This is a genomic window from Clostridium sp. Cult2 (assembly GCF_021655075.1).
GTDB lineage: Bacteria > Bacillota > Clostridia > Tissierellales > Tepidimicrobiaceae > Schnuerera.
Genome location: NZ_PPXX01000054.1, coordinates 57,521 through 71,728, shown reverse-complemented (window position 1 = coordinate 71,728; position 14,208 = coordinate 57,521). Strand labels below are relative to the sequence as shown.

Genomic DNA, 14,208 nt, shown 5'->3' with positions numbered 1-14,208 from the left:
TGGATAAAGATGAAGTGTTATCTATTACTGCCCATGAAATTGGCCATTATATAAAAGGACATATTTGGAAGAGTATAATATTAGGAGGCTTGTTTTCAGTAGTTTTAATGTACTTAGTATATAGGACTTCTAATTGGATACTTATAAATTCCAATGGAGTATTTGGGTTTAATAGATTATATGATATAGCTTCTATTCCTTTAATTGTATTGGTATTAAATTTTTATATGTTTTTTGCAAACCCAATAATCAATTTAAGTTCTAGACAGATGGAAAGGGAAGCTGATATGGTAGAGATACAATTAACAAAAAATAAAGAGGCTGCTGTATCTACAATGCTTAAATTATATGAAGGAAATTTAAGTATTCCCAGACCAAGTAAAATATTTAAAATTTGGTATCATAGCCATCCTACTGCAGAGGAAAGAATTAAGTTTTTTATGGATTATTAGTATTCTAATAAATAATCTGTGAGACCATTTCTTAAGTTAAGTCTTTTCAATTTTTTTAACGCTTTATTTTCAATTTGTCTGATTCTTTCTCTTGTTAAATCATATTTATTTCCGATGGCTTCTAAAGTTAATGGTTCGTCTCCATTTAAACCAAATCTAAGTTCTAATACTTCTTTTTCTTTTGGGGATAGTGTATTTAGTATTTCAATTAATTGTTCTTTTAAGCTTTCTGAAATAATAATATCTTCAACGGAAACATCTTGGCAGGGGATATAGTCTTGAAGTTCCACATAGTTTTCATCCGAATCTGTGTTTATAATAGAATTTAGAGAGGTAAAACTGGAATAATTTTTTTTGTAATAGCTAATTAATAGATATTCTTGTTCTGTCATATTTGCCTCATTACAAAGGTTTTTTAAATCTATTTCTTCGTTTTTAGCCATATAGTTGTTTTCAACTGTGGATAGGCTATTGATTTTTTCATATATATAAGCAGGAAGTCTTACCATATATCCATCATTCATTAAGGCTCTATCCATCTGTTGGATAATCCAATAATAAACATAGGTAGAAAAGCTAGTGTCCCTAGTGACATCAAATCTTTCTATACCCTTCATCATTCCAATAACTCCTTCTTGTACTAAGTCCTCTAGTGTAAAGCAAGTAGGATTTTTTATTCTTTTTCTTGCTGCAGCGTATATTAATCCTATATTGTTTATAATAATTCTATTTCTTATATTTATATCTTTGTTTTTCTTATAAAGGGCTACAAGCTCTTCATTGGAAATATAGTTTTCATTCTTTAATTCCAAATGTTCAGCCTTCATCTTCATCACCTAATATATTATATTCTACATGGATTCATAAAATCCTTTATTTTTAGAAAACTATTGAAGATAATTTTATTATGTTATACAATTTATATAACAGATAGAGAGGATGAAGAAGGTTTATGTAATTCAACGGGGAATTTTAAATTGGAGGAGTTAGGAGTAGGAAATATCTATATTCACGAAAATCGATCTCCTTATATAGTCATTAAAACGGAAAATAGATACTATATAATAAACTATAAGGATTCTAAAAAAACTATAGATTTATACAATAAATTAAGGTGATGGATTTCCATCACCTTAATTATGTCTTCTCGACAAATCCTCCAATAAATCAGAGGTTAATTTATTGATATCTTCCATTTTACTATTGAGTTCTTCAAATTTTTTACTTAATCCATCATCCTTTGTTTTTGCTAAATCATTAGATGTAAGGAGCATATTTATGCTATTTAAATATTGGGAGGTGTTCCAATTGTTTTCATCAATTTTTTTAGTCTGATTTAATATTTCACTTATTGCTCTTGGGTTTTCCATAGGACTCATCCTCTCTTAGTATTACACTTCTTCTTATCTAGTATGTACCGAAAAGAAAAAATTATTAAATTTTAAAGAGAAACCATTTATAAGTATCTATTTCATATTTTAATTCGTATACTTTCTGAGTATTATTGATTATGCTTTGGCATCTATAGAGAATCATCCTATTGCCTGCCAGTTTTTCTTCTTCAGCAAATAAAATCTTATCTACTTTTATCACCTTGTATATATTGTTTTCATCAATGATCCTATATCTTAAGGGAATTGGTTTTTCCTTTGTAGTAAACCAAGCAATCATCTCTATTGGTTTCATCAATATTTTCATATAATACCACTCCTAAAAAATACTAGACATCATAGGATAATCTTCTTCTGCCACTACCCCTCCGATAATTGGTTTTATACCAGAATAGAGAAAACAAGAGCGAATTACAGAATTATATCCATATCTATATCTTATTCTATCTATGGTTTTATCTAAGGCCTCTTCCTTTGGATTATAGTCCTCTAATAGGGATAGCTGACAGAATTCATTAGAATAAAGTTCAGATATATTTATGGAAAAACGCCTTATAGGTTCTCCATTCCACATTTCATCAAATAGTTTTTTAGCAGTTTTATATATAGAATTTGTAGAATCTGTAGGTATATCTAGTTTTCTTTGGTGGGAATAGGAATAGAAATGGTCGTTTTTTAAAGCTACAGAAATCACCCTTCCACTTTGCTCTAAATCTCTAACCCTCATACCTACCATTTCCGATAGAGCCAATAGAAACATATAGCTTTCCTTTCTATTATCCACATCATAGGATGTAGTAGTTGAATTACCTACAGATTTAACAGGAGGAGGAATATTTTTTACAAGGGAGTTTTCTATTCCATTGGCATATTCCCATATAAGAAGGCCTGGTTTTTTTAGCCAGGAATATATATATTCTCTATCCAATTTAGCCAACTCTCCTATGGTAAATATACCTCTTCCATTAAGCTTTTTTTTAGTTCTAGAACCTACCATAAAAAGTTCCTCTACAGGTAATGGCCACATTTTATCCTTTATCTCGTAATAAAATAGGGTATGTACTCTATCAGGCTTTTTAAAATCTGAGGCCATTTTAGCCAATAGTTTATTAGGACCTATGCCTATATTTACTGTAAAACCCAATTCCTTTTTTATTCTTTCTTTGATTTCATAAGCGGTATCCAGAAAAATCTTTTTATCATCATGAGAGTAATCGAAAAAAACCTCATCAATAGAATACCTTTGTATATAAGGAGAATATTCCTTTAACAAATCTACCATGGAATTGCTAGCTTTCATGTATCTTTCATAATTAGGGGATACAATGGTTAGATTAGGACATTTTTGTTTAGCTGAATAAATACTTTCCCCTGTTAAAATCCCATATTTCTTTGCAGGTATAGATTTAGCCAGTACTATACCATGTCTTTTAGACTCATCTCCTCCCACTATTGAAGGAATATTCCTTAAATCTATATTTTCCCCGTGTTGTAATCTATAAGCTGCTTCCCAAGAAAGGTAGGCAGAATTAACATCTACATGGAATATAATCCTCTGTTTCATAAAAACCCCTCCTATGCTTATTATAGCAGAACATATGTTTGGTGTAAATGGGATTTTAATATTTTAGAAGATTATTTAAATAGTATAATTATTAACGGGGTTTTGGGTTATATATATAATAGAATTAAATTTACATAAAATTATAGGAGTGGATTAAATGAATATAGATCAATTAACCATTAACACCATAAGAGTTTTATCAGCAGAGGCTATAGAAAGAGCCAAATCTGGCCATCCAGGTTTACCATTAGGTGCAGCTCCAGCTGTATATACTCTCTGGTCAAAGGTAATGAAACATAATCCTATAAATCCAAATTGGGTAAATAGGGATAGGTTTATTCTATCAGCAGGTCATGGCTCTATGCTTTTATATTCTCTATTACATCTATTCGATTATGGTTTAGATATGGAAGAGTTAAAAAATTTCAGACAATTGGATAGTGAAACTCCTGGACATCCTGAATATGGCCATACGGTAGGAGTAGAAGCAACAACAGGTCCTTTAGGACAAGGTTTTGCCAATGGGGTTGGAATGGCCATGGCAGAAGCTCATTTGGCAGCTCATTTTAATAGGTCAGGATATAATATTATAGACCATTATACTTATATTCTCTCTGGAGATGGTTGTTTAATGGAAGGAATCAATTATGAAGCTGCTTCTTTGGCTGGGCATTTAGGCTTAGGTAAATTGATTGTACTTTATGATTCCAATTCCATTACAATAGAAGGAAGCACTGATTTAGCTTTTACAGAAGATGTAACAAAACGCTTTGAGGCTTTAGGCTGGAAAACCTATAGAGTAGAAGATGGAAATGATATAGAAAAAATTAGAGAAACCATAGAGAAAGCTAAAGAAAATATATCAAAACCTTCATTAATAGAGATAAAAACAGAAATAGGCTATGGTTCTGCTAAACAAGGGGAAAGCTCTGCCCATGGAGAACCTTTAGGGGAAGAAAATGTAGAAGGTCTTAAAAGATTTTTAGGCTGGAAGGAAAAAGAAGAATTTACTGTACCAGAAGAAGTAAAAGAGCATATGAAGGATTTAGTTGAGAAGGGAATAAAGGAAGAAGAGAATTGTAAAAGAGAATGGGATAGGTATAAGAAAGAATATCCAGAATTAGCTGAGGAATTAGAAAGATGGTTAAACTTGGAATTGCCTATGGAATATTTAAAGTCTGAAGAATTTTGGAGCTTTGAAAAAGATATGTCTACAAGGGAAGCTTCTGGAATCATAATAAATAGGTTGGCAGAAAAAATGCCAAACCTAATAGGTGGATCGGCAGATTTAGCCCCTTCTAATAAGACTACTATGAAGGAAAGAAAAGTTTTTTCACCTAATAGCTATGATGGTTCTAATATCCACTTTGGAGTAAGAGAACATGCTATGGGAGCCATATTAAATGGAATGGCTCTACATGGGGGATTAAAAGCATATGGTGGAACTTTTTTAGTATTTAGTGATTATATGAAACCTTCTATGAGACTATCTGCTCTCATGGATTTGCCAGTAACCTATGTATTAACCCATGACAGTATAGGAGTGGGAGAAGACGGACCCACCCATCAACCTATAGAACATTTGGCCATGTTAAGGTCTATGCCAAATATGACAGTAATTAGACCAGCTGATGCCAGGGAAACATCAGCAGCCTGGTATAGGACATTGACAAAAGGAGGACCAACAGCTTTAATACTTACAAGACAAGGATTACCTCTCTTAGAGGGAACTGGTAAGAAAGCATTAAAAGGTGGATATATATTGAAAGAAGATGAAAAAGTGGATATAATTTTAATGGCCACGGGTTCTGAAGTTCAATTGATATATGAGGTATCAAAGAAATTATTAGAAATGGGAATTGGAACTAGAGTGGTAAGTATGCCTTCCTGGGAAATATTTGAGGAGCAATCTGTAGAATATAAGGAAAAAGTATTACCTAAAGAAATGACAAATAGATTAGCAGTAGAAGCAGGTTCTTCTTTAGGATGGCATAAATATACGGGCAGCAATGGAAAAATTCTAGCCATTGATCATTTTGGAGCTTCTGCACCAGGGAATGAATTATTTAAAAAATTTGGATTTACAGTAGATAAAGTAGTAGAGGAAGCATTAAAGCTGGTAGGAGAGAAATAAAATCTTCATGAATATTGCTAAATACATTAAAATATAGTATTATAAAATTAATAAAAAATTGAATAGGGAATATAGGTTGCTATTGTTTTTAGCATTAATAGGGAAACAGGTGAAATTCCTGTGCGGTCCCGCCGCCGTAAGGTATTTTAGTAGTTTACTATGCCACTGGGAAACTGGGAAGGCAAACTACTATTATAAACCAAGCCGGAAGACCTGCCTATATTGGTACAACGTAGACTTCACGAGGATTGGAGGGGTTGTTGATACAAAGTATTTAAACCTTTCAACTTGAAGTTGGAAGGTTTTTTAATTGTTTAGTCTACAGGGATAATATACCAGTAATACTAAGAAAAATTTAAAAATGAGGAGAGATATTATGAACAAAAAAACCAAGGTGATTTTATCAGTTTTAATAGTTACATTGTTGATATTTGTAGGCTATAAAACCTTTTTAAGCCCTAAAGGGGCGGAAGGGGTTAAAGCAATTACTATTCATGTAATCAATAAAAGTGAGGATGTAGATAAAATCTTTGAGTATAAAACAGACCATGAATTTTTACTGGAATTATTAGAGGAAAAACAAGAAGAACTTGGAGTAACCTTTGAAAAATATGATTTTGGGACTATGGTGACAGGGTTGTTGAACTATGTAGTTGACCCTGATAAGCAAGAATATTTCCACATATACATTAACGGAGAAGACGCGGTAACCGGACCAGGAGAGATACCTTTAACAGATAAAGATATTTATACTTTTGAGTTAGCCAATTATTGATACTATGAAGATAAGAGATATTGCCCTTATAGGAATTTTAAGCGCAACTATAACAGCAGGGAAATTAGCCTTAAGTTTTATACCTAATGTAGAGATTGTTACACTATTATTTATAGCATACACTGTAGTATTTGGTTATAAAAAGGTTCTTCTTGTATCTGTAGTTTTTACAACTACTGAAATCTTTCTATATGGATTCTCTACTTGGCTCCTTGTTTACTATATAATTTGGCCTATGCTTATAATAATAACGGAGCTAATAAAAAGGAGAATAAAATCGGAATATGGATATGCAACCATTGGAGCTATATTTGGTTATGCCTTTGGAATCTTTTTTGCTTTTATAGAATCCTTTTTCTATGGAGTAGCCTATGGATGGACTTACTGGATTAGAGGTATACCATTTGACTTGATTCATGGGACTTCCAATTTTATATTAATTCTAGTTCTTTATAAACCTGTGATAGAAATATTAACCAAACTTAATAAATCTTATTATAAAATTTAAAGTTAGGGAATTCCTTAGCTTTAAATTTTATTTCATTATAAAGGGATTTCAATAATTTTTTGAATTGTTTTTCTGTAAAATTTCCAATATATATGTTAAAATGATGTAAATAGGACAACCGTTTATATTTATAAAAATATGGAAAGAATAGAACAAGAGGTGTAATAATGAAAACTAAAGCAGTTATTCTTGGAGCCAATTATTACATAGGGCTTAGTATTATTCGTTGTTTAGCTATTCATGGAGTACCTACTGTTGCAATAGATTATTCATCAAAAGGCACCTATGGATTTCATTCTAAGTATTGCTCGGAAAAATTAATTGGTCCAAATTCCAAGAAAGACCCAGAAGGATTATTGAATTTTTTAATTGAATATAGTAAAAAACAAGATCATAAGCCAGTTTTGTTTCCATCTGCAGATGGTTATGTGGAATTTATAGATAAATATTTGTCTACTTTATCAAAATATTATTTAATTACGCAAACAGAAGAAGGCTTGTATACTAAGGTTATGGATAAAGGAACCTTACATTCTTTAGCTGAAGAACATGGATTATTAGTTCCAGAGACAGTCCATATAGATGATGAAAATTTTAGAGAAAAGGTAGAGGAGAATGTAAAGTTTCCATGTTTAGTTAAACCTACTGATTCGCCCTCTTTTGTATCTAAGTTTAGGAAGAAATTATTTAAAGTATATAGCATGGAGGAATTGGAAGAAGCTATAGAAAAAGCTACTTCAGCTAATTTGGAAGTAATAGTTCAAAGGATTATACCTGGTTTTGATGATCATATGTATACTTTTGATGCTTATTTAAATCAAGAAGCCAAGGTAACCCATTGGTTAACATGCCAAAAATATCGCCAATTTCCTATTAATTTTGGGGCCTCTGTATATACTGGACAGAAATATGTACCTGAATTATATGATATAGGAGGAAAGTTCTTAGAAGATATTGGCTATAAAGGTTTTGCAGAAATAGAATTTAAAAAAGATGCTGATACTGGAAAATATTATTTAATAGAAATAAATGCTAGAACTACCAATCTTAATAGTTTATTGTATAAAGCAGGAGTTAATATGCCTTATATTGCTTATAGGGAGTTAATAGGTGAGCCTTTAGAACCTTATGCAGTTACTCATGATACTAATTTAGTATTTTGGTATGCTTTTGAGGATTTATTAGCTATTAGGGGATATTTAAAAACTGGCCAATTGAAATTAATAGATGTAATCAAATCCTATAATAAACCAAAGGCCTATGCTATTTGGGATTGGAAGGATCCAAAACCTGCTTTTGCATTTTTGGGAATTAAATTTAGTTCCTTAATGAGGAAAATATTTAAACTTAATAGGTAACTAGTAAAAGTGAAGGGAGATACTGATGATGAAACTATATAAATTACTTCAGGATATAGAAGTGATTGAATCCTGGCAGGAAAAGAATGTTAATATAGAAGGCATTGCTTATAATTCTAAAAAGATAAAGCCTGGGGACTTATTTGTCTGTATAAAAGGGAATAAAACAGATGGTCATAGATATATACCACAAGCCATTGAAAAAGGGGCAGTAGCAATTATTGTGGAAGATTATCAACAAGTTCCAAATATTCCCCAATTCCGTGTAAAAGACACTCGCCAAGCTTTGGCGGCTTTAAGCCATGCCTATTATAATCATCCTTCTGAAAAAATGAAGGTAATTGGCATTACAGCAACTAATGGAAAGACCTCTACTTCCTTTATGATTAATGCTATTTTAGAAAAGTATGAATTAAAAACAGGAATAATAGGAACCGTCATGGTGAAGTATGGTAACTATATAGAACCTTCTATATTGACAACCCCAGAATCTTTAGACCTTCAACGTTATTTTTCACAGATGAGAAGACAAAATGTATCCCATGTAGTAATGGAAGTCTCGTCCTCTGCCTTAGAGTTAAATAGGGTGGGTAATGTTGATTTTGATATAGTAACTTTAAACAATATAGGAAGAGAGCATATTGATCTACATGGTTCCTTTGATAAATATTTTGAAGCTAAGGCTAGTTTAATAAGAAATGCAAAGCCTTCAGCATGGGCTATATTAAACTTAGATTGTCCTTATTCTAAATCCTTAATAGATGAAACCCAAGCTAAAGTTCTAACCTTTGGAGTGAAGGACAGAACTGGCCATTTATCCTGTAGCCATTTAGATTTATCTACAGGGCGACCTAAATTTAAAGTTCAAATTCAAAAGCCAATTAAAGTTGGAGAAATAGAATATAAGCCTCAAGAATTTAGAGTAGATTTATCCGTTCCAGGGTATCATTCCGTTTATAACTCAATGGTAGCCATAGCTATTGGATTATTATCTGGTGTACCTATTCCTGTAATTCAGGAGGCAATTAATTCTTTTAAAGGTGTTGAAAGACGTTTTCAAATTATTTATGATGGAAACATTAAAATAATAGATGATCATTTTGCAAACCCTGGAAATATCAATGTAACATTGGAAACCCTGAGTATGATGGATTATAATAATTTACATCTTATATATGCTATTAGAGGCAGTCGAGGAGTAACTACTAATAGAGAAAATGCAAGGACTATGGTTAAATGGGCTTCAAAACTAGGCATAAAAGAATTGGTTGCTACATTAAGCAAATCTCATGTTGGAGAAAAAGATAGGGTAACAGATGAAGAAATAGAAGTATTTAAAGAGATAATGGATGAAGCAAAAATTAAAGTCCATCTATTTGATGAATTACCAGAGGCTATATCCTATGGATTATCCAATGTATCAAAAGATGATATTGTACTTCTAGCAGGATGTCAGGGAATGGACTATGGTGCAAAGGTTGCCTTAGAAGAGATATATAAGCTAAAACCAGACATGGATAAAAGAGAGTTATTTGGAGCATTACAAAATAGAATAGCTGGGATATCATAATAAAAGGAAGGGGAAACTCTTTCATATACAAAAGAATCCAAATACATTAATATACTAAAAAAGGCGCAATGTAATTTATAAACATTGCGCTTTTTTAGTATATTATTTCTTATAATTTTTTCTTGCTTTTTCGTCTCCTATTGTAAACATATTTATACCCTTTTTGTTTTCCATTTACCTCTTTTATAATGGGTTAATATTACAATAATTTCTCCGATCTCAGCTGCTAAGAAGCTAAGCCAAACATAGATAACTGGAAGGTTTAATATTTTTGTAGTAATAAAAAGCATGGGAACTTGCACTCCCCATCTAGAGATAATACTAGATAATAGATAAGGTATATTATGGCCAGAACCGGTAAATACAGAACCTAATCCCATAGACCATCCAGCCAATATTAGAGCGGGAATCAATATTCTTATCATAGGAACGCCTATTTTAATAACTTCTGGATCTTCTATAAAAATGGCCATTATTTTGTCTGGTATCAATATGGATATAATTGATAGAAGTCCCATCATTACTACATTAGTTAAAGCAGCAAATTTTGCTGTATCCTTTGCTTTATCAACATCTTCTGCACCTAAAGCTTGCCCTACTATTGTACTTGATCCCATAACTATACCTATAATAGGCATAAAGGAAAAGCTAAAAAGCCTGCCACCTATACCCATGGCAGCTACAGTATTCGTTCCATATATTGATACAAATTTCAGTGTAGCAATACTAGATAGATTTCTCATAAGAACTTCTACACCAGTTGGTAATCCTATAGTTAACAACTTTTTATCGATTTCCCAATCCAATTGAAACAATCCTTTAAAGGTTATTTTTAGCTTATCGTTTCCTTTAAGCAATATATAAAAACCTAAGGAGAAGGCTATTACCGTAGAAATAACCGTAGCTAAAGCTGCACCAAAAACTCCCATGTTAAAGCCTGGAATATTGGTCCCTGGAATCTTATCAAACATGAATATAGGGTCTAAAACAATGTTAGTTATTGAAGATATAACCATTATTTTCATAGGAGTTTTAGCGTCTCCCAAACATCTTAATGCAGTATTTACTGAATAGGAAGAAAACATTATGGGAAGGAAAAACATTCTTATATAACCATAGTCCAGGGCAGCTTTAATGACAACCTCATCTGTAGAGAAAAATGACAATAATGGTTTTAATATTATTGAAATAATAATTGCTGATAGAATGGCGACTAAGGCCTTAAAGGTTAAAGTTTGTTCTACCACCTTCCTAGTACGCTGAACATCTTTTCTTCCATAACCTTGTGTAATTAAAGAAATGGAGCTAGTACCTATAATTTCATTTAGGACTGAAACTAGCCAAAACACAGTGGAAAAAATAGTAACTCCTGCTACTGCAGAAGCTGATATTCGACCAATCCATATCATATCTACCATGTCATATACGGCTTGCAATACAAAACCAAGCATAGTAGGTATGGAAATTTTAAGCAGGTTCTTTCTTAAATCACCTGTTAATAGTTCGTTATTTTCTATATTATTCATCTTATTCCCCCTCGAAAATAATTGGGTACCTTAAAAGATATATATATATACTAATATATTTTCTATAATTTAGCAATATCATTAAAATATTAAACAAAATACGTTAATAAATATATATTATTATGAAATACTGTTATAATGAATATATAATTTATACAAGGGGGCATGTTTTATGAAGATATATATAAGTGCTGATATTGAAGGGATTACTGGGGTTACCCACTGGAATGAAACAGAAAAACCTGAAACAGACCATAAGGAGTTTGCACATCAAATGACATTAGAAGTAAAGGCTGCTTGCGAAGGCGCTATAAATGCAGGAGTAGATGAAATATGGGTTAAGGATGCTCATGATAGCGGAAGGAATATAGATCATAATCTATTACCTAAAAACACTAAACTCATAAGGGGATGGAGTGGACATATGTATTCTATGGTGCAAGAGCTTGATGAAACCTTTGATGCACTATTGTTTATAGGTTATCATTCTGCTGGTGGAACAAATACTAATCCTTTATCCCATACTATGAATACAAGTATTGATTATATTAAACTTAACGGGGAATACTTATCAGAGTTTCTTCTTCATTCATATATGGCTACTTATTTAAAAGTACCTGTAGTATTTTTAAGTGGGGATTTAGGATTATGTGATGAAGTAAAAAAAACCAATAGAAATATAGTAACCATACCTGTAAAAGAGGGGAGAGGCAATTCTACCATAAACATACATCCACAATTGGCTTTAGAACTTATAAGAGGTGGAGTAGAGGAAAGTTTAAGTAAGGATTTTTCCCTATATAGGATAGAATTACCAAAGGAATTTCAATTGGAAATAAAGTATAATCAACATTCAGAGGCTCTAAGGGCTATGAATTATAAAGGAGTAGCGCAAATTGATTCTAAAAGAATTAGTTTTAAAACAAAAGATTTAATGGAAGTAGTTAGAGCTACAAGATTTCTATTATAAGATTTAATAAATTCATTGATTTTAAGGAGCTTTATTTATATAATAAACTTCTATCTATTATATAATAATATCAATATCAGAGGAAATAAAAGAAATGAGAATAAATGAAGAAAATAGAGAAAATATAATAATAAGAAAAAAAATACTATCCATGATTCTTCCTATTACCCTTGAAAATATTCTACAGATGACAGCGGGAATTGTTTCTATGGCTATGATAGGTAGGATTAATCCTTTAGCTGTTGGAGCTCTAGGAATGAGCAATATTATCTTCAATATGATATGGGCTATATTTAAAGGAGTATCAACAGGTGTATCCGTATTTGTTGCTCAAGCCCATGGTGCTAATAACTATATTAAGTTAAAAAAGATTGTAACCCAGACCTTGTTTTTTTCGGTGTTGTTGGTGGCGGTGTTACAACAACTATTATTTTGGAATGCTGAAACTTTATTGAAGATATTTAACCCTAGTAAAGAATTATTAGCTAATGGGGTGTTGTATCTTAGGACTATTTCCTGGGGATTACCATTTATTACTGTAGTTTTAATAGTAGCTGGAACTTTACAGGGTATGGGGAATGCAAAAATTCCTATGAAGATAGCTTTAATAATGAATTTTGTAAATATTACTTTTAGTTATATATTAATATTTGGAAAACTGGGTATTAATCCTATAGGGCTAAGAGGGGCTGCCTTTGGATTATTAATTGCTCAATTTACTGCTGCAATATTAGGATTAAAGGTGTTATTTGGAAAAGAAGGTACATTAACTACAATAGGAGATAAATTAGCCTTTAAAATTCAATTGAAAGAAGTTTTGCCTATATATAAAGTAGGTCTACCTACTTCCTTTGAAACTATATTCTGGGAAGGGGCTGCCATTCTTATGACAAAGGCTATCCTTACCTATGGAGAAATTGCCTATGCAGCCTATCAGTTAGGATTACAAGCAGAAGCTATTTCCTATATGCCAGCAGCAGGATTTGGGGTAGCAGCAACTACTTTTATTGGACATTCTATAGGATCTCAAAATAGAGAACAAGGGGAAAAATATATCCACCAGTTAATTAAATGGACTAGTATCTTAACCATATTTACTGGAGGAGTATTAATTTTCTTTCCAAAACAGGTTATGAGACTCCTAACTAATGATGGTGAAATTATTAAAATAGGAGCTATGTATTTATTCGTAATGGGTCTGGTTCAAATACCTCAGAATATAAATGGGGTTATTAACGGTGCCATGAGAGGTGCAGGCTATTCTAAAATACCCATGATAGTAGCTATGTTAGGTTTGTGGTTAATAAGGGTACCTCTTTCATTATTAGGAGCTTTTGTGTTTAAAACCAGCATTACTTTTATTTGGATTGCATTAGGATTAGATTTATTATTTAGGTTTATTTGTGGTGTAATAATCTTTAAGAAGAAGGATATATATAAGAGCGAATCTTTAATTGGAGTTGAGGAAAATGAAGGATATAGAAATAGCTAAAAAATATCTAGAAGAAGAAAATTTATGTTTAGCAGTAGTAAAAGATGGCAGATTAATATATAAAAGCTATGATAAAGGCATAAAACCTATCTATACTTTAGCTACTGAAATGGCAGATATAGGAAGGGAATCTTCTATTGCCGATAGAGTGATAGGAAAAGGAGCAGCTATGTTATACAAATATATAGGAGTAAAAGAAATATACGGGAAACTATTATCGGATACTGCTATAGAGACATTAGAAGAAAGCAATATAGTATATAGTTATTACAAAACTTGTACCTATATCAAAAACTGGGATGGAACGGATATGTGCCCTATTGAAAAGATAACAGTTCAGGTTGAAAATACAGAAGAACTTTTAGATAGAATCAAGGACTTTTTAAAAGCTACTAGTAAATAGTAGCTTTTAAACTAATATAGTAGAATGTAAATTAGTAAAAAATATATAGAATACTTAAAAATTAA

14 protein-coding genes and 1 riboswitch are annotated in these 14,208 nt (G+C 31.6%); of the genes, 9 read left to right on the top strand and 5 right to left on the bottom strand.

Translation table 11 applies throughout. The features are described from left to right. Window positions 1-452, top strand: a 452-nt coding sequence (locus tag C3E90_RS06370; RefSeq protein WP_236914827.1) for a M48 family metalloprotease, incomplete at its 5' end; no start/stop codon positions are given. On the opposite strand, the gene C3E90_RS06365 is transcribed toward C3E90_RS06370, so the two are convergent. From C3E90_RS06365 to C3E90_RS06350, 4 genes are all read right to left on the bottom strand, one after another. After that, window positions 449-1,279: a sigma-70 family RNA polymerase sigma factor gene (locus C3E90_RS06365; protein WP_236914826.1), complete on the bottom strand. Its 831-nt coding sequence runs from the start codon at window positions 1,277-1,279 to the stop codon at window positions 449-451. The two genes, C3E90_RS06370 and C3E90_RS06365, sit on opposite strands and share 4 nt — an antisense overlap. A 306-nt stretch (window positions 1,280-1,585) precedes the next feature. Next, on the bottom strand, window positions 1,586-1,822 hold the full coding sequence (locus C3E90_RS06360; protein WP_236914825.1) for a hypothetical protein: 237 nt from the start codon (window positions 1,820-1,822) through the stop codon (window positions 1,586-1,588). 64 nt (window positions 1,823-1,886) lie between these two features. Next, window positions 1,887-2,150 (bottom strand): hypothetical protein, encoded by a 264-nt coding sequence (locus C3E90_RS06355; RefSeq protein ID WP_236914824.1) that lies wholly within the window; start codon window positions 2,148-2,150, stop codon window positions 1,887-1,889. Window positions 2,151-2,162: 12 nt separating this feature from the next. Then, window positions 2,163-3,407, bottom strand: coding sequence for a Y-family DNA polymerase (locus C3E90_RS06350; RefSeq protein WP_236914823.1), 1,245 nt, complete (start codon window positions 3,405-3,407; stop codon window positions 2,163-2,165). Window positions 3,408-3,564: 157 nt separating this feature from the next. Between C3E90_RS06350 and tkt the strand changes: the two genes are divergently transcribed. The 5 genes from tkt to C3E90_RS06325 all read left to right on the top strand — a co-directional run bounded on the left by tkt (window position 3,565) and on the right by C3E90_RS06325 (window position 9,752). Further along, entirely contained in the window at window positions 3,565-5,541 is a 1,977-nt protein-coding gene (gene tkt, locus C3E90_RS06345; protein ID WP_236914822.1) for a transketolase, read from the top strand. A 56-nt stretch (window positions 5,542-5,597) separates the two neighbouring features. After that, a riboswitch (cobalamin riboswitch) is annotated at window positions 5,598-5,776 on the top strand. Window positions 5,777-5,917: 141 nt separating this feature from the next. Next, window positions 5,918-6,316 (top strand): hypothetical protein, encoded by a 399-nt coding sequence (locus C3E90_RS06340; RefSeq protein WP_236914821.1) that lies wholly within the window; start codon window positions 5,918-5,920, stop codon window positions 6,314-6,316. 4 nt (window positions 6,317-6,320) lie between these two features. Continuing rightward, complete coding sequence (locus C3E90_RS06335) at window positions 6,321-6,824, top strand: hypothetical protein (RefSeq protein ID WP_236914820.1); 504 nt, start codon at window positions 6,321-6,323, stop codon at window positions 6,822-6,824. A gap of 167 nt (window positions 6,825-6,991) precedes the next feature. Continuing rightward, window positions 6,992-8,182, top strand: a complete 1,191-nt coding sequence (locus tag C3E90_RS06330) for a carboxylate--amine ligase (RefSeq protein ID WP_236914819.1) — start codon at window positions 6,992-6,994, stop codon at window positions 8,180-8,182. A gap of 28 nt (window positions 8,183-8,210) precedes the next feature. Next, the gene (locus tag C3E90_RS06325) at window positions 8,211-9,752 is read left to right on the top strand and encodes a Mur ligase family protein (protein WP_236914818.1); all 1,542 of its coding nucleotides are present in this window, start codon (window positions 8,211-8,213) and stop codon (window positions 9,750-9,752) included. Between the two features lie 152 nt (window positions 9,753-9,904). Here the strand turns inward: C3E90_RS06325 and C3E90_RS06320 are convergent, their stop codons facing one another. After that, the gene (locus C3E90_RS06320; protein WP_236914817.1) at window positions 9,905-11,278 is read right to left on the bottom strand and encodes an MATE family efflux transporter; all 1,374 of its coding nucleotides are present in this window, start codon (window positions 11,276-11,278) and stop codon (window positions 9,905-9,907) included. 172 nt (window positions 11,279-11,450) lie between these two features. On the opposite strand from C3E90_RS06320, the gene C3E90_RS06315 reads away from it, so the two are divergent. From C3E90_RS06315 to C3E90_RS06305, 3 genes are all read left to right on the top strand, one after another. Next, window positions 11,451-12,248, top strand: coding sequence for a M55 family metallopeptidase (locus tag C3E90_RS06315; protein ID WP_236914816.1), 798 nt, complete (start codon window positions 11,451-11,453; stop codon window positions 12,246-12,248). A gap of 94 nt (window positions 12,249-12,342) precedes the next feature. Next, window positions 12,343-13,740 carry an MATE family efflux transporter gene (locus C3E90_RS06310; RefSeq protein ID WP_236914815.1) on the top strand — a complete coding sequence of 466 codons (1,398 nt, stop codon included), beginning with the start codon at window positions 12,343-12,345 and terminating at the stop codon, window positions 13,738-13,740. Further along, window positions 13,718-14,143, top strand: coding sequence for a DUF1893 domain-containing protein (locus tag C3E90_RS06305; RefSeq protein WP_236914814.1), 426 nt, complete (start codon window positions 13,718-13,720; stop codon window positions 14,141-14,143). Before C3E90_RS06310 ends, C3E90_RS06305 begins: the two co-directional genes overlap by 23 nt. Window positions 14,144-14,208 lie beyond the last annotated feature (65 nt).